Annotated in this window: 21 protein-coding genes; 13 read left to right on the forward strand and 8 right to left on the reverse strand. The window is 54.8% G+C overall.

What is annotated here, in order from left to right:
• Window positions 1-2 precede the first annotated feature (2 nt).
• The 3 genes from flgL to thpR are packed head-to-tail and all read left to right on the forward strand — an operon-like array spanning window position 3 to window position 2,109.
• A complete protein-coding gene (gene flgL / locus NP590_RS00445) occupies window positions 3-917 on the forward strand; it encodes a flagellar hook-associated protein FlgL (protein ID WP_256600166.1) in 915 nt (304 codons plus the stop codon).
• Window positions 918-931: 14 nt separating this feature from the next.
• On the forward strand, window positions 932-1,603 hold the full coding sequence (locus NP590_RS00450) for a thioredoxin domain-containing protein (protein WP_256600167.1): 672 nt from the start codon (window positions 932-934) through the stop codon (window positions 1,601-1,603).
• Window positions 1,600-2,109 carry an RNA 2',3'-cyclic phosphodiesterase gene (thpR, locus tag NP590_RS00455; RefSeq protein ID WP_256600168.1) on the forward strand — a complete coding sequence of 170 codons (510 nt, stop codon included), beginning with the start codon at window positions 1,600-1,602 and terminating at the stop codon, window positions 2,107-2,109. Before NP590_RS00450 ends, thpR begins: the two co-directional genes overlap by 4 nt.
• Here thpR and mltB read toward each other — a convergent pair.
• The 6 genes from mltB to NP590_RS00485 form a co-directional block, all read right to left on the reverse strand.
• Window positions 2,106-3,095, reverse strand: a complete 990-nt coding sequence (mltB, locus tag NP590_RS00460; protein WP_256600169.1) for a lytic murein transglycosylase B — start codon at window positions 3,093-3,095, stop codon at window positions 2,106-2,108. The genes thpR and mltB overlap by 4 nt on opposite strands.
• Window positions 3,096-3,104: 9 nt before the next feature.
• On the reverse strand, window positions 3,105-4,235 hold the full coding sequence (rodA, locus tag NP590_RS00465) for a rod shape-determining protein RodA (RefSeq protein ID WP_256600170.1): 1,131 nt from the start codon (window positions 4,233-4,235) through the stop codon (window positions 3,105-3,107).
• On the reverse strand, window positions 4,225-6,081 hold the full coding sequence (gene mrdA, locus NP590_RS00470) for a penicillin-binding protein 2 (protein ID WP_256600171.1): 1,857 nt from the start codon (window positions 6,079-6,081) through the stop codon (window positions 4,225-4,227). Before mrdA ends, rodA begins: the two co-directional genes overlap by 11 nt.
• 4 nt (window positions 6,082-6,085) lie before the next feature.
• Window positions 6,086-6,574 carry a rod shape-determining protein MreD gene (mreD, locus tag NP590_RS00475; RefSeq protein ID WP_256600172.1) on the reverse strand — a complete coding sequence of 163 codons (489 nt, stop codon included), beginning with the start codon at window positions 6,572-6,574 and terminating at the stop codon, window positions 6,086-6,088.
• Entirely contained in the window at window positions 6,561-7,454 is an 894-nt protein-coding gene (gene mreC / locus NP590_RS00480; RefSeq protein ID WP_256600316.1) for a rod shape-determining protein MreC, read from the reverse strand. The genes mreD and mreC overlap by 14 nt, the downstream gene beginning before the upstream one ends.
• Before the next feature lie 161 nt (window positions 7,455-7,615).
• Complete coding sequence (locus NP590_RS00485) at window positions 7,616-8,659, reverse strand: rod shape-determining protein (RefSeq protein ID WP_256600173.1); 1,044 nt, start codon at window positions 8,657-8,659, stop codon at window positions 7,616-7,618.
• Window positions 8,660-8,764: 105 nt separating this feature from the next.
• On the opposite strand from NP590_RS00485, the gene gatC reads away from it, so the two are divergent.
• The 9 genes from gatC to NP590_RS00530 all read left to right on the forward strand — a co-directional run bounded on the left by gatC (window position 8,765) and on the right by NP590_RS00530 (window position 16,310).
• Entirely contained in the window at window positions 8,765-9,052 is a 288-nt protein-coding gene (gatC, locus tag NP590_RS00490; RefSeq protein WP_256600317.1) for an Asp-tRNA(Asn)/Glu-tRNA(Gln) amidotransferase subunit GatC, read from the forward strand.
• A gap of 8 nt (window positions 9,053-9,060) precedes the next feature.
• Window positions 9,061-10,512, forward strand: a complete 1,452-nt coding sequence (gene gatA / locus NP590_RS00495) for an Asp-tRNA(Asn)/Glu-tRNA(Gln) amidotransferase subunit GatA (protein ID WP_256600174.1) — start codon at window positions 9,061-9,063, stop codon at window positions 10,510-10,512.
• A 48-nt stretch (window positions 10,513-10,560) separates the two neighbouring features.
• A complete protein-coding gene (locus NP590_RS00500) occupies window positions 10,561-11,727 on the forward strand; it encodes an AAA family ATPase (RefSeq protein WP_256600318.1) in 1,167 nt (388 codons plus the stop codon).
• The gene (locus tag NP590_RS00505) at window positions 11,724-12,380 is read left to right on the forward strand and encodes a DUF4276 family protein (protein WP_256600175.1); all 657 of its coding nucleotides are present in this window, start codon (window positions 11,724-11,726) and stop codon (window positions 12,378-12,380) included. Before NP590_RS00500 ends, NP590_RS00505 begins: the two co-directional genes overlap by 4 nt.
• A gap of 3 nt (window positions 12,381-12,383) precedes the next feature.
• The gene (locus NP590_RS00510) at window positions 12,384-12,986 is read left to right on the forward strand and encodes a Uma2 family endonuclease (protein ID WP_256600176.1); all 603 of its coding nucleotides are present in this window, start codon (window positions 12,384-12,386) and stop codon (window positions 12,984-12,986) included.
• Between the two features lie 19 nt (window positions 12,987-13,005).
• A complete protein-coding gene (gatB, locus tag NP590_RS00515; protein ID WP_256600177.1) occupies window positions 13,006-14,445 on the forward strand; it encodes an Asp-tRNA(Asn)/Glu-tRNA(Gln) amidotransferase subunit GatB in 1,440 nt (479 codons plus the stop codon).
• Window positions 14,446-14,457: 12 nt separating this feature from the next.
• Window positions 14,458-14,646: a hypothetical protein gene (locus NP590_RS00520; protein ID WP_256600178.1), complete on the forward strand. Its 189-nt coding sequence runs from the start codon at window positions 14,458-14,460 to the stop codon at window positions 14,644-14,646.
• 484 nt (window positions 14,647-15,130) lie between these two features.
• On the forward strand, window positions 15,131-15,460 hold the full coding sequence (locus NP590_RS00525) for a DUF4062 domain-containing protein (protein ID WP_256600179.1): 330 nt from the start codon (window positions 15,131-15,133) through the stop codon (window positions 15,458-15,460).
• A gap of 490 nt (window positions 15,461-15,950) precedes the next feature.
• A complete protein-coding gene (locus tag NP590_RS00530; RefSeq protein WP_256600180.1) occupies window positions 15,951-16,310 on the forward strand; it encodes a hypothetical protein in 360 nt (119 codons plus the stop codon).
• A 61-nt stretch (window positions 16,311-16,371) separates the two neighbouring features.
• On the opposite strand, the gene NP590_RS00535 is transcribed toward NP590_RS00530, so the two are convergent.
• On the reverse strand, window positions 16,372-18,771 hold the full coding sequence (locus tag NP590_RS00535) for a Lon protease family protein (protein WP_256600181.1): 2,400 nt from the start codon (window positions 18,769-18,771) through the stop codon (window positions 16,372-16,374).
• 526 nt (window positions 18,772-19,297) lie between these two features.
• Here NP590_RS00535 and NP590_RS00540 point away from each other — a divergent pair.
• A complete protein-coding gene (locus tag NP590_RS00540; protein ID WP_256600182.1) occupies window positions 19,298-19,714 on the forward strand; it encodes a DUF2721 domain-containing protein in 417 nt (138 codons plus the stop codon).
• A 92-nt stretch (window positions 19,715-19,806) separates the two neighbouring features.
• Here the strand turns inward: NP590_RS00540 and xdp1 are convergent, their stop codons facing one another.
• Window positions 19,807-20,691 carry an exosortase-dependent surface protein XDP1 gene (xdp1, locus tag NP590_RS00545; RefSeq protein WP_256600183.1) on the reverse strand — a complete coding sequence of 295 codons (885 nt, stop codon included), beginning with the start codon at window positions 20,689-20,691 and terminating at the stop codon, window positions 19,807-19,809.
• Between the last annotated feature and the right edge of the window lie 26 nt (window positions 20,692-20,717).

A 20,717-nucleotide genomic window follows, 5' to 3' on the forward strand; every position in this document is an offset into this window, starting at 1 on the left:
TCATGAGAGTGTCAACCACCCAGCAACATCGCTTGAGCGTCAATGCCATGCTGGAGCAGCAGGCCAAGCTGACTCAAACCCAATTGAAGTTGTCGACCGGTAAAAAATACTTGACGCCATCGGAGAATCCCGTGGCCGCCACCGGCCTGATCAATCTGCAAGAGAACATCCAGCGGCATCAACAGTATCAGGTCAATATCGATGCGGCGCGGCAGCGCCTGGAACTGCAGGAATCCAGTCTCGACAACGCCACGGATACGATACAGAGGATTCGCGAGTTGACGGTGCAGGCCCTGAACGACAGCAACAATCCGGAAAACCGCAAGCAGACAGCTCTGGAAATCGCTGCGCTGAACGAACATTTGATGGGGTTGGCCAATACCCGAAACGCCAACGGCGAATACCTTTTCTCCGGGCTGAAATCCAACGTGCCGGCGTTCAGTGTAAGCGCGGGCGAATATGCCTACGACGGCGAGCCCGAAAGTTGGCGCCAGATCGCCATCGGTCCCGAACGCACCGTGACGGATGCCGATCCGGGCAATCGTGTCTTCGGCGATATCGATACCTCCGGCTTTTTGGTCCCCGGCTCGATAAGCAACGTGTTTCAAGCCATTGCTCGCTTATCGCAGGACTTGCAAAACAATAGCCCGGACAGGAATTCCCTGACCGACCTGGATGAAGCCCTGAAACGCTTTGAAATTACCCGCGCATCCACCGGTGCGCGCCTGCATGCTCTGGATAGCCAGGAAAACCTGAATGCCGATTACATTTTACAGAATCAGTCCACGGCCTCGGATATGGGCGATCTCGATTATGCCGACGCCCTGAGCCGATTCGCCTTGCAGCAAACATCGCTGCAAGCCGCTCAGCAGGCCTTTACCAAGGTACAGAACTTGTCTCTGTTCAATTATCTGTAATAAAGGGGCGCACGATGGGCTTGTTGCATATTGGCGAGAAAGCGCCAGCCCTTGCGGTGTCGGAATGGCTGCAAGGCGGAGAGTTTACGCTCGACGGCTTGTTGGGAAGGGTGGTGTTGCTGGAAGTTTTTCAAGTCAATTGCCCCGGCTGTTTCATATATTCCTTGCCGCTAGCGATTGATTTGCATGAGCGTCTAGCCGACCAGGGTTTGGCCGTTTTGGGTCTGGCGACGGCTTTCGAAGACTTTGATAAAAACACCCGGCAAAATCTCGCCGCCTTGTTGCAAAGCGGGCAGTTGACGGGCGAGACCTTCAAGGCCTTGTCGGCGCGTGGGCAATTGCCAAACGGCCGCTGGGAGCGACGAATTCCCTTTCCGGTCGGCATGGATGAGTTGATTGAAATGCGCCAGCCGATTGGCGAGCAGGACATCGACGACTACATCCGGCTGCATGTACCGCAATTCGGCCGGGAGTCTCCGGTTTTTCAGCAACAGCTCAAACAACGGGTCGGTGCCTATTTGCGGCAATTGGAATACCGGCCGGAAACCTTCAGCCGTTTTCAATTGCAGGGGACTCCTTCTCAGGTCGTGATCGACAGATGCGGCATCGTGCGTGCCTGTCGTTTCGGCCTGTTTCCGGAACTGGAAAGTCTGCTTCAGCAATTGCTATCCGAAACCGCGGCATGAAGCGGCTGTTTTTTGCCCTGTGGCCGGACGAGGAAACCCGTCGGCAATGCCATCGGCTTTCTCAAGCGTTGAGTCATGCCGGTAAGCCGGTCGCCGCCGACAATCTGCATGTGACCCTGGTGTTTTTGGGCAATATCGATCGGGCCGAGCAGGAAGCGCTCGCCCAAGCGGCGGCGAGCCTGCCGGTTCAAGCCATGGAGCTGAAGTTCGATCGCCTGTGTTTCTGGAAAAAACCGGCGGTGCTGTGTTTGGCCGCCGGTCAATGCCCCCCGCCGGTTTCGACCTTGGTCGCCGAATTATCCCTGCGGGCGGAGCGGCTCGGCATCGGACTCGATAAACGGCCCTACCGCCCGCATGTCACCTTGGCGCGAAAAGCCAAAAATCTGCCGGATATGACATTCGAGCCGATAGTCTGGCGGGCGCGGGGTTTCGGTTTGCTGGAGTCGGTAGCCACGCCGGCCGGCGTGGAATACCGACTGATCGAGCGCTGGGGCGGAGTGGTTTAATTTTGTGCTTTTTTCTCGCGTATGGCCCGGCTGAGCTGATAAGCCGCCATGGCATAGAGGGGGCTGTGGTTATAGCGGGTAATCACATAAAAATTATGCAGGCCCAGCCATAATTCTTCGTGGTCGCTAAAGGGGTAGCTGAGTAATTTGACCTGTTCCTTGTCGGCAAGCTTGGCCGGAACTTGGATACCCAATTTGCGTAAGCGTCCTAGGGGCATGTCCGGTTTTACGCCCTTGGTCAAAGCGCTTTTATAGCCCTGTCCCTTGGCGGACACTCGATAGGCAATCGCGCCGCCGCGTTGCCAATGGTTGGCGACGAAATAATTGGCTACGCTGGCAATGGCATCGCTGGGGTTATGCCAAATGTCGCGCTTGTTGTCGTGGTCGAAATCCCTGGCGTAGGCCCTGTAGCTGCTGGGCATGAATTGGGTCAGACCCATGGCGCCGGCATACGAACCCATGGGTTGCAGTGGATCCAGGTGTTCTTCCCGGCTCAGCAGCAAAAAATTTTCCAATTCCTTCAGAAAAAACTCGCTACGGGACGGATAGGCGAAGCCCAGCGTCGATAAGGCATCCATGACCCGGTATTTGCCGGTAAAGGCGCCGTATTTTGTCTCCACGCCTATGATGGCAACGATGATTTCCGCCGGCACTCCGCTGTTTCGTTCAACCGCGCTCAAGGCGGCTTGGTTGTCGCGCCAGAATTGCACCCCGCCGTCTATGCGGGATTCTGTCAGAAATATTTCGCGGTATTGCTGCCAAGGCTTGCCTTCCGCCGGTTTAGCCATGGCATCCAATATGGCTTGCTGAATGTTCACGGACTGAAACAGATGTTTAAGGTCCGCTTCGTTGAAATGATGTTGTTTGACCATTTGTCCGATAAAACGGTTTAAGGCTTCGGTTTGCGGAATTTCGGCGTTTGCCGCCTTGGCCGCAAACAGGGCTGCACAGAACAGGGCGGCGGAAAGCAGGGGCTGGGTTTTCATAAGCGGCGATCAAATGGGTAAAAGTTTGCGGTGGGTGTGGATCGACATCAACATGCCGAAGCCTGCCATCAGGGTCACCAGGGAGGTGCCGCCGTAACTGACCAGGGGCAAGGGCACGCCAACTACCGGCAAAATGCCGATTACCATGCCGATGTTGACGAACACGTAAACGAAAAAGGTGAAGGCCAGACTGCCGGCCAACAAGCGGCAATAGGTATCCTGGGATTGCACGGCAATATAAAAGCAACGGCTGATGACCAAGAGATAGAGAAACAGCAGGCCCACGCAGCCGAACAAACCGAATTCTTCCGCAAACACGGCAAAAATGAAGTCGGTGGAACTCTCGGGCAGAAAATCCAGTTTGGATTGGGTGCTGCCCAGCCAGCCTTTACCATGGATGCCGCCGGAACCGATGGCGATTTTCGATTGAATGATATGGTAACCGGTGCCCATCGGGTCGGCTTCCGGATTGATGAAGGTCAGTACCCGGTTGCGTTGATATTCGCGTAAAAAATGCCACAACACCGGCGTCATGGCCGCCAAAGTCACGCCTATGCCTATCATGAACCACCAGGACAGGCCGGCGAAAAACAGTACCGCCGCGCCGGAGCTGGCCACCAGCAAAGAGGTGCCCAAGTCCGGCTGCTTGGCGATCAACAACACCGGAATCAGCAATAACACGGCGGCCACCAGGACATTTTTCGGCTTGGGCGGCAGCGGGTGTTCCGACAAATACCACGCCACCATCATCGGCGCGGAGATCTTGGTGAATTCCGAGGGTTGAAAGCGAAAGAAACCCAAATCCAGCCAACGCTGCGCGCCCATGCTGATTTGCCCCATCACGGCGACAGCCAGCAACAAGAGTACGCACAGACTGAAAAAAGCCACCGAAAAGGCCTGAAAACGGCGCGGATTGACATGGGCCAGCACCACCATCACCGCGATGGCCAGTCCGGTGCGGCTGGCATGGCGGAGCAACAGGGCTTCGTTTTGTCCGCCGGCGCTATACAGGATCACAAAACTGAGCGCGCAAATCAGGATCAGGATCAAAAACAGCGGAATATCGATGTGTAATCTTCGCAGCAGGTTGCCGAGCAGGGACGGTGCTTGAAATTGTTCGGTACGCATTTCAATTTTCATGCGGCTTATCCTTTTTGGGATTCAGATAGGCATCGATGATCTCACCGGCCATCGGCGCCGCGATCGAGCCGCCGTGGCCGCCGTGTTCGGCGACGATGGCCACGGCGATTTTGGGATCGTGAACCGGCGCAAAGGCGATGAACAAGGCATGGTCGCGCATTTTAAAGTCGATGGCATCCTCGTTGTACTTTTCTTCCTGTTTGACGGTAAAAACCTGGGCCGTGCCGGTTTTACCGGCAATCTGGTAGTTGATGTTTTTGGACAGGCGGCCGGCCGTGCCCCGGTTGCCGTGTACCACGTTGGTCATGGCGAATATGATGTTATCGACATGCTGTTTTTTTAACGGGATTTTACTGTCCGGCAACAAATCCGGCGGCGTGGCGTAATCGGGCGTGATGATTTCCTGCACCAAGTGAGGGGTAATCACCTTGCCGTAATTGGCCAGGATGGCGGTGGCGCGGGCCAGTTGCAGGGGCGTCACCTGGGTGTAGCCCTGGCCGATGCCGGTGATTACGGTTTCTCCCGGATACCAGGCCCGGTTGCGATGGCTGCGTTTCCATTCCTTGGTCGGCATCAGGCCGCTGATTTCGCCGACCAGATCGATGCCGCTTTTTTCGCCGAAACCGAAGCGGTGCATGAATTCCGACATTCTGTCTATGCCCAGGGCCAAGGCAAGATCGTAAAAATAAACATCGCAGGACTGGGTGATGGCGTCGTTCATGTCGACCATGCCGTGCCCGCCTTTTCGCCAATCCCGGTATTTGTGCTTGACGTTGGGCAGTTGGTAATAGCCCGGGCAAAACAAGCGGTGGCCGAAATCGATCACGCCGTATTCCAGCCCGGCCAGGGCGAAAAAGGGTTTGACGGTGGAACCCGGCGGATACAGTCCGCGCAGGGCGCGGTTATATAGCGGTTGATCGGGGGAATCGCGCAAGGCTTTGTATTCCGCGTTGGAGATGCCGGTCACGAACGGGTTGGGGTCGAAGCCGGGTCGGCTGGCAAAGGCCAAGACGCCGCCGGTTTTGATGTCGATGGCGACGGCGGCGCCGTTGTACTCACCCAAGGCGTCGTAGGCGATTTTTTGCAGGTCTATGTCCAGGGTCAGATAAATATTGGAGCCGGCGATAGGCTCCACCGTGGCGACCGTATTGACGGCGCGGGCCTGGGCGTTGGTCTCGATTTCCTCGTAGCCGGCGGTGCCCAGCAATTGGGATTCGTAGGATTTTTCTATGCCGTTTTTGCCGATGATATCGGTACCGCGGTATTCGGCGGTGGGCAGGGATTTTACTTCCTGTTCGTTGATGCGGCCCACGTAGCCGACCACGTGCGCGGCCAGTTCGCCGTAGGGATAATGCCGCACCAAGCGGGCGTAGACGTCGACGCCGGGAAAATAAGGTCGAACCACGGCAAATTTTGCCACGTCTTCATCCGACAGGTTTTGCAATAGCGGCGTAGTGACAAAGGCTTTGTTACGCTTTCTCTGTTTTTGAAACTGTTCGATTTTTTCGTCGGGAATGGCCAGCAGTTTTTGCAGTTTCGCCAAGGTGGCGTCGAGGTCCTTGATTTGCTCGGGGATCAGTTCCAGGCTATAAGTGGGGACATTTTCCGCCAGCATGCGGCCGTGGCGGTCGTATATGATGCCGCGAGTGGGCGGCAACGGGGCAATCTTGATCCTGTTGTCCTTGGACATGGTGGCGTAATGCTCGTGCCCGACCACCTGCAGATATATCAATCGGACAATCAGGCCGGTAATCAACAGCAGAATCAGTAAAAAAGCCGCCACAATGCGGCTGAGGAAGATCCGGTTTTCCGCCAGAGAGTCCTTGATGGCAAATTGTATATCCATGGTTCTAGCTGATGCGCGCCAAAACCCGAATTGCCCTCAGCGCCGAAAATACCAGCGGCCACAGCAAGGCGCCGGTCAGCACCGGATACCAAAACGACAACGGCAGGCGATTGGCGGCCTGCATGCTTTCCATGCCGAAGATCAGGCTTTGGCCGCCCAGCAGACAGAAAAACACGAATACGCATTGCTGTATCAGCGGAAATTGCCGCAGCCTGCGGTGTTGCCGGATGCTGAAATAACTGTAAAGGGCATAAATCAGCGCGTATTGGCCCAGCAAGTGGCTGGTCAGTACATCGGTCAGCAAGCCGGCGGTAAACGCGGTAAATACTCCGAATCGTTCGGGCAGGGCGATGGACCAATAAATCAAAACCAGCGCTATCCAGTCTGGATTGAATTCGACCGTACCGGGAAACAGGTCCATGATCCTGAGTATCATGGCGCAAGCCAGCGTCGCGATGAAGTATAAGGGCGCGGACGGACTATGGCTTGGCATGCTCGGTTTCCAATTGTTCGGCCGGTGGCGGTTCTTTGTCTTTATCCAAAAACACCGGGTTTGTATCGCTCCAGACGATCAGGAATTCGCGACTGGTTTCCAGCTGGGCTTTGGGGGTGGCGTATATGTTGGCGAAAGACTTGTCCGGGCGGGTTTCGAATTTATCCACCACCGCCACCGGATAGCCTGCCGGAAACACGCCGCCCAAGCCCGAGGTGACCAGCAGATCGCCGGGCACGATGTCGGCGTTTTTGGCTAAAAACGGCAGTTGCAGGCGATTGGGCAGGCCGGTGCCGAAGGCGATGGTTCGCAGACCGTTTCGGTTGACCTCGACCGGAATGGCGTGGTCTGGGTCGGTAATCAGCATGACCTCCGAGCTGGAGGGCAGGGCGCGTATCACCTGGCCGACGATGCCGTTGGCATCCAGCACCGGCTGCTCCGGATGCACGCCGAATCGCGTGCCCTTGTTGACCACCACGGTATGTTCGTAGGGCGCCAGTTTTACCGACAACAATTCGGCAATCAGCACTTGTTCGCCCAGGCGGAAGGAATTTTCCAACAATACGCGCAGCCGGATGTTTTCTTTTTCCAGAGCTTCCAGTTTTAACAGTTTGCCGGCATTGATCAACTGGGTTTCCTTCAGGCGGCGGTTTTCCTTTTGCAGCTCCAGATAGGACAGTACCGTGCCCGAGATGGATTTCAGGTTGTCTCCGGGCAGGCTGGCCAACAGTTGAAGCGGATGGGTTGCGATGGACAGGACGGCGCGCAGCGGGTGCAGGTGTGGTGTGCGGAAATCGGTTACCAATAATGCGAGCGAGGCCAGAATCGCCACCAACAGGCGCGTGTTAAGCGATGGGCCTTGGGCAAATAAGAGTTTTATGGCACAACCTCAAGCGTGATAACAAAGCGACAAACACCGCGAAACGCGGATGTCGGTTAAAGGAGGCCAAATATTAACACAGCGATTAGATTGCTGCGGCGGTCGCCATTTTGCGCAACGGCGGCCGCTCCCAGTCCGTCAATATCCGGCGGAGTTGAGGCTTATTCGAGTGAAAATGCCGAAGCACCTTTTTTGTCCAGCATTTCCAAAACCATGCCGCCGCCCCTGGCGACGCAGGTCAAGGGGTCGTCGGCAATGAATACCGGCAGGCCGGTTTCTTCGGCGATCAAACGGTCGATGTCTTTCAACAAGGCGCCGCCGCCGGTCAGTACGATGCCGCGGCTGGCGACGTCCGCGCCCAGTTCGGGCGGCGTTTGCTCCAGCGCCACTCTTACCGCGCTGACAATGCCGGACAGGGGTTCCTGCAGGGCTTCCAAAATCTCGTTGCTGTTAAGGGAAAAGCTGCGCGGCACGCCTTCGGCCAGATTACGGCCGGTGACCTGCATTTCGCGCACTTCGCTGCCGGGGTAGGCGGCGCCGATTTCGTGTTTGATTTTTTCGGCGGTGGCTTCGCCGATCAGGGTGCCGTAATTACGCCGCACATAGGCGATGATGGCGTCGTCGAAACGGTCGCCGCCGATACGGACCGAAGCCGAATAGACGATGCCGTTCAAGGAAATTACCGCCACCTCGGAGGTGCCGCCGCCGATGTCTAGCACCATGGAACCGTGCGGGGTGTCGACCGGCAGGCCGGCGCCCACGGCGGCCGACATCGGTTCTTCGATCAGATAGACTTCCCGCGCTCCGGCCATGGCGGCCGACTCGCGGATGGCGCGGCGCTCGACCTGCGTGGAACCGCAGGGTACGCAGATCAAAATACGCGGACTGGGGCGCAGCAGTTTGTTTTCATGCACTTTTTTGATGAAATAGCGCAGCATGCGCTCGGTGACCGCGAAGTCCGCGATCACGCCGTCCTTCAGCGGGCGGATGGCGGTGATGTTGCCGGGTGTGCGGCCCAGCATGCTTTTTGCCTCCGCGCCGATGGCCGCAATGGTTTTTTGCCCGCGAACCTTGTCTTCCTTGATGGCAACCACGGAAGGTTCGTTGAGCACGATTCCTTGGCCGGGAACGTAAATAAGGGTATTTGCGGTGCCCAAATCGATCGATAAGTCGTTGGAAAAGAGGCCGCGAATTCGTTTGAACATGATTACACCAAAGCGCACAGAAAATCCCGCTACTTTATCAATCAAGCGGGCGGTTGGGCAAGATATAAAGTATCATATTTACATTACCAATAAGGGAGCTTAATGATGTCGTTGACGGCCAGTGACGTGAAAAAAATCGCCCACCTCGCCAGGTTGGGCATTCAGGAACATCAAATCGATAGTTATGCCAGTGACTTGTCCAACATGCTGGATTTGATGACGCAAATGGGGCAATTGAATACCGATGGCGTGGCTCCCATGGCCCACCCCCTGGATCAGATGCAGCGCCTCCGAGACGATGCGGTGACCGAAACCGATCAACGCGGTCTGTTCCAGTCCATTGCCCCGCAAACCGAGGCCGGGCTTTATTTAGTACCCAAAGTTATCGATTAAGGATGATCATGCACAATCTTACCCTGACCGAACTGGCGGCCGCGTTGCGCGGCAAGCAATTTTCCAGCACGGAATTGACGCAAGCTTTTTTAAGCCGCATTCGCCGGCATGAAACCTTGAATGCATTTATTACGGTCTGCGAAGACAGCGCCTTGCAACAAGCGCGGGCGGCGGATGCCTTGCTGGCGGCCGGCGCGGCCGGGCCGTTGACCGGTATTCCGCTGGCGCAGAAAGATATTTTCTGCACACTGGGTACTAAAACCAGCTGTGCTTCGAAAATGCTGGACAACTTTATCGCACCTTATAACGCCACGGTGGTTGAGAAATTCAACCGGGCCGGCGGCGTGATGTTGGGTAAATTAAACATGGACGAGTTCGCCATGGGCTCGTCCAACGAAAATAGTTTTTACGGGGTAGCGCACAATCCGTGGGATACCGGTTGCGTGCCGGGCGGCTCATCCGGCGGTTCCGCCGTTGCGGTGGCCGCCCGGCTGACGCCGGCGGCCACCGGTACCGATACCGGCGGCTCGATACGGCAACCGGCGGCATTTTGCGGCATCACCGGTTTAAAGCCTACCTATGGTCGGGTATCGCGCTACGGCATGATTGCCTATGCCTCCAGTCTGGATCAGGGCGGCCCGATGGCGCGCAGCGCGGAAGACGCGGCACTGCTGCTGCAAGTGATGGCCGGTTTCGATCCCAAGGATTCCACCAGCGTCGACCGACCTGTGCCGGATTACAGCGCCGGCCTGAACGACAGCCTGCAAGGTTTGAAAATCGGATTGCCGAAACAGTTTTTCAGCACCGGGCTGGACGGTGAAATGGCTACGACGATTCAGACAGCGGTCGACGAATACCGCAAACTCGGCGCCGACGTTAAAGAAGTGGACATGCCCAACCTGGAGCTAGCCATTCCAGCCTATTATGTGATCGCCTCGGCCGAATGCTCGTCCAACCTGTCGCGTTACGACGGCGTGCGATTCGGTTACCGTTGCAAGGATCCCCAAGACTTGACCGACCTCTACACCCGCTCGCGTGGCGAAGCCTTCGGTGCCGAAGTCAAACGGCGGATTTTAATGGGGACCTACGCCTTGTCCGCCGGCTACTACGATGCCTACTACTTAAAAGCTCAACAAGTGCGCCGCTTGATCAGCGACGATTTCAAACGCGCCTTGTCGGAAGTCGACGTGTTGATGGGGCCGGTTTCGCCCGGCACCGCGTTCCGCATCGGCGAAAAGACCAGCGACCCGGTGCAGATGTATCTGGAAGATATTTACACTATCGCCATCAATCTGGCCGGCTTGCCGGCCATGTCTGTTCCGGCCGGCTTCGTCGACGGCATGCCGGTCGGCTTGCAGGTGATCGGCAGCTATTTTAGCGAAGCCAAGTTGTTGAACGTCGCGCATCGCTATCAGCAAGTCACCGATTGGCATCTGCAAGTGCCCAAGGGTTTTGAGTAACTCCATTAATGTTCGCAAGCTAAATCGCACACATAGAGAAGCCCTTTGATGTTGATACGATCTATAAAGCTGAATAATTTTTTGAGCTACGGCGACAGTGCGCCCTGTATTCCGTTAAACAGTCTCAACGTAATTATCGGTCCCAATGGTTCTGGAAAATCCAACCTCATTGAAGCTATAGAGCTCTTACGCGCCACCCCCAAAGATTTGCTTACTCCTATCCGCGATGGTGGCGGTATTCGCGATTGGCTGTGGAAGGGTAGCAGCATCATCCCCACAGCGAGTATCGAAGCCGTATTTAGCTTGACGGACACTCCCTCAAACAACCTACGCTACACACTTGGTTTTACAGAAGTTGCTCAACGCTTTGAAATCACCGATGAGCGCCTTGAAACCGAAACCCCAAAGCCTCATAAAAACCAGCCGTATCTGTATTACGAATTTCGCAATGGTCACGGTGTGTTAAATGTAAAGGGAAGAGAACGAAGGCTGCAACATGAAGAGATCGAATTAAACCAGTCTATTTTGTCCCAACGCAAAGATCCCGATCAATATCCTGAATTAACTCGGCTTGGTCGTTCGCTGGCAGAAATAAAGCTTTACCGGGAATGGAGTTTCGGGCGCTATACAACACCCCGCATCCCGCAAAAAGCCGATCTTCCCAATGAATGGCTGGAAGCGGATGCGCGCAATCTCGGTTTGGTACTGAATCGCTTGCGCCGTGAGCCCCAAGCCAAACAACGTCTGTTATCCGCCTTGCAAGCTCTCTACGAGGGCATCGACGATTACGATATTCAAATAGAAGGCGGCACCGTTCAGGTATTTTTTCATGAAGGCCGCTTTACCGTGCCCGCCACTCGGCTATCGGACGGCACGCTGCGCTATCTTTGCTTGCTGGCAATCCTGTGCCACCCCAATCCTCCACCCTTGGTGTGCATTGAAGAACCGGAACTAGGCTTACACCCCGACATATTGCCTACACTGGCCGATTTGTTAAAAGAAGCTTCCGAACGCTGCCAATTGATCGTGACCACGCATTCCGAGATATTGGTGGACGCTTTGTCGGATCAACCCGAGTCGGTATTGGTTGCTGAAAAAAACGAAGCCGGTTCCACCCTGACCCGTTTAGATGCAGAACAACTAAAACCTTGGCTGGAAAAATATCGCTTAGGTCAACTCTGGACTCAAGGACAAATTGGAGGAACTCGCTGGTGAAAATTTTCGTAGAAGGGGGCGGCGATTCTAGTCAACTGAAAGCGAATTGCCGGAAGGGATTTGCCAGCTTTCTTGAAAAAGCCGGCCTTAAAGGAAATATGCCCAGAATTGTAGCCTGCGGAAGTCGAAAACATGCTTATGATGATTTTTGTACCGCTTTAAATAACGGTGAAGAAGCTTTGTTATTGGTGGATTCGGAAGAATCCGTCAATACGGGATTGCAAGGCACTGAAGACTATGAAACCTGGAAACCCTGGGAACATTTAGCCCAGCGCGAGGGCGATAAATGGGTTAAGCCGATAAAAGCTACCAATAAGCAATGCCATCTGATGGTTCAGTGCATGGAAAGTTGGTTTTTGGCTGATCGCGACTCCTTGAAGTCATTTTTTGGGCAAGGCTTTAAGGAAAATCAGCTACCCGCTGCTGCTAACTCGATAGAAGCGATTGGCAAACAACAAGTTTATGAAGCGTTGGCAAAAGCAACGGCCGACTGTAAAAGCAAAGCAAAATATGGCAAAGGCGAGCATTCTTTTAAAATTTTGGAACTGATTGCCCCAAGCAAAGTTATAGAAGCTTCCCCATGGGCAAGGCGTTGGATCAATGTGACGAAACATCTAATGGGGATTTCATTGTCTGCAGCGGATAAGCAATAAACCATGACTAAAGTCACTCATCTATCGCAACTCGACCCCAACGGTACCTACAGCTATGCCGATTATCTGACCTGGCAGCTCGAAGAATCGGTCGAGTTGATCAAGGGCAAGATCATGGCGATGTCGCCGGCGCCCAACCGCAAACACCAAAGCGTCTCCGGCAACTTGTTCCTGCACTTGGGAAACTATTTCAAGCACAAACCCTGCGAAGTGTTTGCCGCGCCATTTGATGCAAAGCTTTACGACCGCCGCAAATCGCTACTCAAAAATGGCGAAGCGTTTAGTGTCGTGCAGCCCGACTTATGCGTGATTTGCGACAAGGACAAACTGACCGAACAAGGCTGCGACGGCGCGCCGGACTGGATCATCGAAGTGCTCTCGCCCGGCAACAGTAGAAAAGAAGTGCGCCTGAAATTCGATTTATACGAAGAAAGCGGCGTGACCGAATACTGGCTGGTGTTTCCTTACGAACAAATCGTTCAGCAATTCGTGCTCGACGACCACGGCAAATATCAGCTGCGCGCGCTGTACCCCGGCAACGAAATTGCCATTCCGCATTTATTCCCCGACTTGCAAATCGATTTAAACGACGTTTTTGCCGAATAAGCTATAAAGGAAACCAAGCATGAACTCACAATGGGAAGCCGTCATCGGCCTGGAAATCCACACCCAACTTTCCACCAAATCCAAAATCTTTTCAGGTGCCTCGACTGCCTACGGCGCGGACCCCAATACCCAGGCCTGCGCGGTCGATCTAGGCTTGCCCGGCGTGTTGCCGGTGCTGAACAAGGATGCGGTGCGCAAGGCCGTGACTTTTGGTTTGGCGATAGACGCCGAAATCGCCCCGCACTCGGTATTTGCCCGTAAAAACTATTTTTACCCGGATCTACCGAAAGGTTACCAGATCAGCCAGTTTGAACTGCCCATCGTCGGCAACGGCCATTTGGACATTGACGTCGACGGCGAGACCAAACGCATAGGCATCACTCGAGCGCATTTGGAAGAAGACGCCGGCAAATCCCTGCATGAAGACTTCCACGGCCTGACCGGCATAGACCTGAACCGCGCCGGCACGCCGCTATTGGAAATCGTCTCCGAACCGGATATGCGTTCGGCCAAGGAAGCCGTGGCCTACATGCGCAAACTGCACGAATTGGTGCGCTACCTGGAAATCTGCGACGGCAACATGCAGGAAGGTTCGTTCCGCTGCGATGCCAACGTCTCGGTGCGCCCCAAGGGCCAAAAGGAATTCGGCACCCGCGCCGAAATCAAGAACATCAACTCCTTCCGCTTCGTCGAAAAAGCCATCAATCACGAAATCGAACGCCAAATCGACGTCATCGAGGGCGGCGGTAAGGTCGTGCAGGAAACCCGTTTGTACGACGCCAACAAGGATGAAACCCGCTCGATGCGCAGCAAGGAAGAAGCCAACGACTACCGCTACTTTCCCGATCCGGATTTGTTGCCGGTGGAAATCGAAGAAAGCTTGAAGGACGAAATCCGCGCCGCGCTGCCGGAATTGCCGGACGCCAAGAAGAGCCGCTTCATCGCCCAGTACGGCATGGACGCAGAAAGCGCCGCGACTTTGACTTCGTCGCGCGAATTGGCCGATTTCTACGAAACGGTAGTCAAAGCCTTCGGCGGTGAGGCCAAGCTGGTCACCAACTGGCTGACCGGCGACGTGCTGGGCGCCTTGAATAAGGCCGGTCTGGAGATAAGCGATTGCCCGGTCGACGCGGAACGTTTGGCCGGCTTGTTGAAACGCATTGCCGACAACACCATTTCCGGCAAAACCGCCAAACAGGTGTTCGATAAACTGTGGAACGGCACCGCCACGGCAGACGAGATCATCGAGCAGGAAGGCTTGAAGCAAATCACCGACAGCGGTGCCATCGAAGCCATCGTCGACAAAGTGATTGCCGCCAATCCCGTGCCGGTCGAGCAATATCTGTCCGGCAAGGACAAGGCGCTGATGGCGCTGGTCGGTCAGATCATGAAGGAAACTCAGGGGAAAGCCAATCCTGGGGAAGTGAATAAGATGTTGATTGCTAAGTTGAAAGGTTGATATTCGGTTTTGATGAACACTAAGCCAATAAACCAAACTCGTGATGAAGATGCGCGAAATGCGTTAGCAGCCTTGCAACGAGCAGCATTGCAAGCCAGAAGAATCGCCGCGCAAACCCGTACGGCTTTGGTGGTGGTAAAAGATGGGAAGTTGGTTAGGGAAATGGTGGATTGGGATTTTGACGAGCCTCTTCATCGTTGATGGCAATTGAGCTCATCATGGCATGAGTTTTGGTCAATTATCGATATTCTATGCATTTCACAGGGTGAAGAATTGCACGTTGGGTCGGAGGTGGCTTGAGTTGTGTCGCTATCGCGACGGGTGTTTTAGAAGTCGGGTTTCGGCCCGACAGCCGAGGTACTTTTCTTTGCTTGTCCAAAGAAAAGTACCCAAAAGAAACGATCCCCGGATGCCACTTTTTTCCTGCGCTCCTCGGGTTTGAGCGGGGTTTTTCGAAGGGGCTTCCCAGCCCCACGAAAAACGCGATGCATCCCTGCATCGCCCCAGCGGGCAAATCCGCTCAAACCCTCCGGTGCTCGGCGCGGCATAACGGGAGAAAACCAATCGCTGTGGTAGGCTAGGTTGAATGATAATGAAACCCAGTGATAATGGATTTGAAGCTGGGATTCGCTTTGCTCTATCCAGCCACGGGCTTAATTGCTAGTTAGATTTCTAAGGGAGTCGAATGGACAAAAAGTACCAAGTATTCGTCAGTTCAACATATGTTGATTTGCTAGATGAGAGAAAGGAGGTTATTCAAGCTCTGTTGGAGCTTGATTGCATTCCGATTGGAATGGAATTATTTCCGGCTTCTGACGATGATCAATGGTCATTTATAAAAACAGTAATAGATGATTGTGACTACTACGTTTTGATTCTCGCTGGAAGATATGGATCCTGCTCGGAATCAGGATTAGGTTACACAGAAATGGAATATAGATATGCAATAGAGTCAGGGAAGCCAGTGATTGCTTTCTTGCATAAAGCCCGCGTAGGTCCGATTAGCGAAGCATAATCGGACGAATGAATTGAATTAATTGAATTTCTATTTCCGAACTTGCAACGAGGAAATATTGTGGGGTTGGTGTTTATCGAACTGTTCGGAATGCTAAACATCCGTCCGATTACGCTTCGCTAATCGGACCTACGTATTTGAATGTTTTTGAATCTGCGATGGTTTTTTTCCCGTTATGCCGCGCCGAGCACCGGAGGGTTTGAGCGGAATTGCCCGCAGGGGCGATGCAGGGATGCATCGCGTTTTTCGTGGGGCTGGGAAGCCCCTTCGGAAAACCCCGTTCAAACCTGAGGAGCGCAGGATCAACGCGGCATCCGGGTTGCCTTTTCTTTGGATACTTTCTTTTGGCAACGCAAAAGAAAGTATCTCGGTCGTCGGTCCGAGAACCGACTTCTAAAACATCCGTCGCGATAGCGACACAAATACCCCCCTTTCAATTGATCATTCCGCCATAATAGCCGACAATCCCAAAAAAAGAGGACCCACCACCATGAAACTAAAAAACCTTCTAATTCTGGGATTAGCCTTGATGCTGGCCGCCTGCGGCCACGGCTTCGAGGGCGAATACACCGAACAGGTCGGCTCGTCGGTCGAATTCCTGGACGCCTTTGCCAAAGTGACCGGGACAGACGGCAAGATCATTGTGATTGGCTCGGACTACATCGATACCGACGGTATCCGTACCCAATACAAGGATATCTTCGTGCGCGAATCGGGCAGCGAGCGGTACTTGGTGCTAAAGAAAGATAACGACACCGAAGAGGCCTGGAAGGTTGTCGACGACGATACCCTGGTGCGGGGCGGCGGTTTGGTGTCCATCACTCTAAAACGGATCAAGAAACCGGATTAGCCCTTGCATGTCATGTAACCGGGACGGTGGCACATGACCTAACTCAGATTCCGGCGGCGATTTATTTTTCGCCGTTTTCCTTGGCAATAAATTCCTTCATCAAGCCGGTGAATTTACGCAATTGTGCGTCGATTTTGCCGTTAAACGAGTCGGCCGGGAATCGGCCGTCGGCATCCGCCGCGCCGGCATCCAGCCCGCTCAACAACGCCAAGGCGTCATCGACGGTTTCGATGGCGTAAATATGAAACTGCCCGGCCCGGGCGGCATGTACCACGTCCCAACGCAGCATCAGGTGGGCGATGTTGCTGGCGGGGATGACGACGCCCTGGCTGCCGGTCAGGCCGCGCTCACGGCAGATGTCGAAAAAGCCTTCGATTTTTTCGTTGACGCCGCCTATGGGTTGTACCTGCCCCAGTTGGTTGACCGAGCCTGTCATGGCCAAGTCCTGACGCAGCGGCACTTGCGCCAGCGAGGACAAAATGGCGCACAATTCCGCCAGCGAAGCGCTGTCGCCTTCGACGTGGCCGTACGACTGCTCGAACACGATGCTGGCGATCATGGAAAACGGCGTGCTGCGGGCGTAGCGGGCGGCGATAAAGTGGGACAAAATCATCACGCCCTTGGAGTGTATGGCGCCGCCCAGTTCGGTTTCGCGCTCGATGTCGACCACCTTGCCGTTACCCATGCGGGTGGTGGCGGTAATCCGCGAGGCCTGGCCGAAGGCGAATTCGCCCAGTTGCAGTACCGACAGGCCGTTGATTTGGCCGACGATGGCGCCGTCGGTGGCGATCATGACGATGCCGCGTTGAATGTTTTCGTACAAGCGGTCGCGCAGTCTGTCCAAGCGGCGGGTTTTCTGGTCTATGGCTTGTTGGACATCGCTGTTGGCGATCTGGGTATGGCCGTTTTCGCCAGCCCAATGGTCGGCTTCCGTAAGCAGGTCTTTGATGCTGCGTAAATGGATCCATAATTTTTCCGCATCGTCGGCCAAGCGGGCGCTGTGTTCGATAATGCGGGCGATGGCGGCCTTGCCGAGCGGGCGCAGTTTTTCCCGCTTGGCAATGCTGGCCAGCAGGCGGGCATACTCCAGACTGTTGTGCTCGCGATTGACGCTGCCCGCGAAATCGGCGGCAACTTTGAAGAAATCCTGAAATTCCGGGTCGTAGTAGCTCAGCAGATAATACAGCATGGGGTCGCCGAGCAGAATGATTTTGACGTTCAGCGGAATGGGCTCCGGCTCCAGCGAGGTGGTGCTGATCAGGCTTAGGGCTCTTTCCAGCGATTCGATGCGGATTTCGCCGGCTTTCAGACAGCGCTTGAGGGTTTCCCAGGCGTAGGGCTGTTGCAGCAGTTTGCGGGCGTCGATGATTAGATAGCCGCCGTTGGCTTTGTGCAACGCGCCGGGTTTGATCATGGTGAAGTCGGTCACCAGCGAGCCCATTTGCGCCTGATGGTCGATGCGGCCTATCAGGTTGCCGTGATTGGGCAGGTCCTCGCAAATCACCGGCGCCGTGCGCTTGTGGTTCAAGTCCACCATCAAATTGACTTGGTAGCGCTTGAAGGGTTGCGGCTCTTGCGGAAGTTCCATGAACGACAGGACTTTTTCGCCGTGCGGTATGAAGTCGCGCACGTGTTCGATGATGTCTTTTTGCACGGCCTCCAGATAATCCAGGATCGGTTGCCATTTGGCGTAGCGTTGTTTCAGTTCGTCTATCGGATGGCTGACGGCCAGCTCGGCCACTTCCCGGTTCAAGGCCTGCAGTTTGCGCTTGGTTTCCTTGCGCCACTGCGGAAATTTTTTGATCGCATCCCGCAGCCGATCCTGCAGGTCTAAAACCGTATCATGAAATTGGCGCTGGCGGTCTTTATCCAGTTTGTTGAATTGTTCCGGGGTTAACGGGTCGTCATGCTCGTCGGCCGGCAAAAAGGCATAGCCGGTGGCGGTTTCGGTGAAAATGATGTGGGCTTTTTCGGCTTCGTCCCGTAGTTGGGTAATTTCGTTGATTTCGCGCTGGCGGGAGTCGTTTTCCAATTCGCCGGCGCGGGAGCGGTATTCGTCGCCGTCGAACGCGGCCGGGATGGCCACGCTGAGTTCGTCTATCAGTTCGACCATATCCTGCTGAAACCCTCTGCCTTGTCCCGGTTCCAGGCGGATGGCCCTGGGTTTGGCCGGCTGGTTGAAATTATGCACATAACACCAATCGAACGGCACCGGCTGGCGATGGGCTTCCTGTTCGGCCAGTTGCGTGGCGGTGGTCAGTTTGCCGGTGCCATCAGGGGCCATGGCGAAAATGTTGTAACCGGGCTTTACCACTCGCAGGCCGAATTTGATCGCTTCGATGGCGCGTTCCTGGCCCAGGATGACGTCGACGTGGTCCAGTTCTTCGCTCGACTCAAAACTGAGTTGATCGAGGTCGCAGGATTTGTAAAGCCGGTCCGGAGTCAGTGCCTTGATGGTCATAAATTCAGATATCCTGCTTGGTTGTATTCCGTGTGGTAGGCGACGTATCGATGAAACGTTCGCGCGCGAGTTTTGGTTTCGCCCGCTATTGTGCAGGCTGGCGGGGATGCGAATCAAATTTTTACTCTGAAAGTAAAAAATCGGGCGGGTACGGTTGCTTGTTGGGCAGGCGTCGGCGGCAAGGATGCTGCCGTCGAGCCTACACGGACGTATTTACGGCGTCCTGTCCGGCGAGGAACCGTGCCCAGCTGCACTACTTTCATCTGCCGGGGCGATGCCCAGCCTTCATGAGCGTTACTCTGAAAGTAAAATATTGGGAAGGGTGTGCTTGCTTGTCGGACAGGTATTGGCGGCAAGAATGCCGCCGGCTAGCCTGCATGGACGTATGCACGGCGTCCTGTCTGGCAAGCAATCGCACTTTGGAAGGCTGGTTTTATCGGCCGGGGTTTCATGATTGTTAGGTCTATGCGGCTAAATCCGGGATAATTTGCCTCCAATAGTTTATTTATCTCAACCTTGCCATCCAATGTCCACTCTGACCGATATTCCCACCGTATCTCTGGCGATTCAACAGGCGGTTGCGCCGGTGTTTCTATTGACCGGTATCGGTTCGATACTCGGCGTGCTGACCAATCGCTTGGGAAGGGCGGTGGATCGCGGTCGGCGTCTGCATGAGACAAGCGCCGGGCGGACGCAAAACGGCGATACAGCGGAAATGCGGAGTCTGACCAAGCGTACTCGCTGGATTCGGCGGGCAATTACCTTGTGTACCCTATCCGCGTTATGCGTGTGCTTGTCTATCGCGGCCCTGTTCGTGGCGGTGCAATTGAAATTCGATCTGTCGGGCGCGGTTTCCCTATTGTTCATCGCCGCCATGCTGGCCTTGATTGCCGGGTTGTTGTGCTTTTTGCGGGAGATTGTGTTGGCGACGCGGGCGGCTTGAGCTGGTAAGGCAGGATGAGTAGGCACAAAAAAACCGTCTTTCCCATTGGGAAAGACGGTTTTAAAATACGCGCTTGTCGAACGCCGGTTTCTTTATAGTGACGATGCTTTTTTGTTGCGATTTAGCTTCCATCCCAGCAAACCCATGCTGAGTAACAGCAGGCTGGAAGGTTCGGGTACGCTGCTGGGTGGGGTGGTTCCACCGGCGGTACCGGTCAGGCCGGAGATCTTAAAGAAGTCGTCGCCGAAATCCAGAGAGCTGTTTGAATCCGCTACGCATGTGTAACCGTTACTGGCGTTGGCGTTGGCGCAACTGGTGTACGCGCTGACCAGCCAATAACTGGAGGATATATTGTTTGGGTTGATGCTAACGGTTGGATTAGAAGGATGATCCAATTCTGAATAATTGCCTATAAGCGTCCAGCCGGAGCTTAACAGTTGGGCATAGGTTTTTCCCAGAATGCTAGACAATGGGTTACCGGCACCTGTATAGGCCAATACTGAAATGTCCGCGTCGTAACCCGGGGTGCCGCCGTCCCAACCTATCGACAGCGATGTCAAGTTGACGCTTTGGGCGAAAGCGAACACGGCCGCGTCTACATCGCCGCCTGGGCCTTCGTCGTTTGCCGAGTCATTGTAACCGCCGTCATTGTCGAATGCATGGTGAGGGACGGAACCGAACGATCCGTCTTCCGCGCTTTGCACGCCGATACCGCCGCTCCACGAGCCTAATGTGGCATTTTGAAATCTTTCCGTTGAATATGCATCATTACTGTAGCAACTGGTTGTAGATGAGGTGGAATCGCAGGTGGTCGAAAATGCGCTGACGGTGACGGAGCCCGCACCTGATGAACCGGCGAACGTTCCATTTTGTCCATAATTCACTGAGTTTCCGGTAGTGAAGTTCCAGCTAAGCGTGGCGTGGGCGGGCAGGGGGGCTAGCAGAGTAGCCAGCAAGGCCAAGTTGAGCTTGTTCATTTGAGATCCTCGTATTGTTTGCGCTA

It is taken from the genome of Methylomonas subterranea (assembly GCF_024505185.1).
GTDB classification, from domain to species: Bacteria; Pseudomonadota; Gammaproteobacteria; order Methylococcales; family Methylomonadaceae; genus Methylomonas; species Methylomonas subterranea.

Coding starts and splice junctions, on each gene's coding strand:
- flgL (WP_256600166.1), top strand. CDS start 3: ATGAGAGTGTCAACCACCCAGCAACATCGCTTGAGCGTCAATGCCATG.
- NP590_RS00450 (WP_256600167.1), top strand. CDS start 932: ATGGGCTTGTTGCATATTGGCGAGAAAGCGCCAGCCCTTGCGGTGTCG.
- thpR (WP_256600168.1), top strand. CDS start 1,600: ATGAAGCGGCTGTTTTTTGCCCTGTGGCCGGACGAGGAAACCCGTCGG.
- mltB (WP_256600169.1), bottom strand. CDS start 3,095: ATGAAAACCCAGCCCCTGCTTTCCGCCGCCCTGTTCTGTGCAGCCCTG.
- rodA (WP_256600170.1), bottom strand. CDS start 4,235: ATGAAAATTGAAATGCGTACCGAACAATTTCAAGCACCGTCCCTGCTC.
- mrdA (WP_256600171.1), bottom strand. CDS start 6,081: ATGGATATACAATTTGCCATCAAGGACTCTCTGGCGGAAAACCGGATC.
- mreD (WP_256600172.1), bottom strand. CDS start 6,574: ATGCCAAGCCATAGTCCGTCCGCGCCCTTATACTTCATCGCGACGCTG.
- NP590_RS00485 (WP_256600173.1), bottom strand. CDS start 8,659: ATGTTCAAACGAATTCGCGGCCTCTTTTCCAACGACTTATCGATCGAT.
- gatC (WP_256600317.1), top strand. CDS start 8,765: ATGTCGTTGACGGCCAGTGACGTGAAAAAAATCGCCCACCTCGCCAGG.
- gatA (WP_256600174.1), top strand. CDS start 9,061: ATGCACAATCTTACCCTGACCGAACTGGCGGCCGCGTTGCGCGGCAAG.
- NP590_RS00500 (WP_256600318.1), top strand. CDS start 10,561: ATGTTGATACGATCTATAAAGCTGAATAATTTTTTGAGCTACGGCGAC.
- NP590_RS00510 (WP_256600176.1), top strand. CDS start 12,384: ATGACTAAAGTCACTCATCTATCGCAACTCGACCCCAACGGTACCTAC.
- gatB (WP_256600177.1), top strand. CDS start 13,006: ATGAACTCACAATGGGAAGCCGTCATCGGCCTGGAAATCCACACCCAA.
- NP590_RS00520 (WP_256600178.1), top strand. CDS start 14,458: ATGAACACTAAGCCAATAAACCAAACTCGTGATGAAGATGCGCGAAAT.
- NP590_RS00525 (WP_256600179.1), top strand. CDS start 15,131: ATGGACAAAAAGTACCAAGTATTCGTCAGTTCAACATATGTTGATTTG.
- NP590_RS00530 (WP_256600180.1), top strand. CDS start 15,951: ATGAAACTAAAAAACCTTCTAATTCTGGGATTAGCCTTGATGCTGGCC.
- NP590_RS00535 (WP_256600181.1), bottom strand. CDS start 18,771: ATGACCATCAAGGCACTGACTCCGGACCGGCTTTACAAATCCTGCGAC.
- NP590_RS00540 (WP_256600182.1), top strand. CDS start 19,298: ATGTCCACTCTGACCGATATTCCCACCGTATCTCTGGCGATTCAACAG.
- xdp1 (WP_256600183.1), bottom strand. CDS start 20,691: ATGAACAAGCTCAACTTGGCCTTGCTGGCTACTCTGCTAGCCCCCCTG.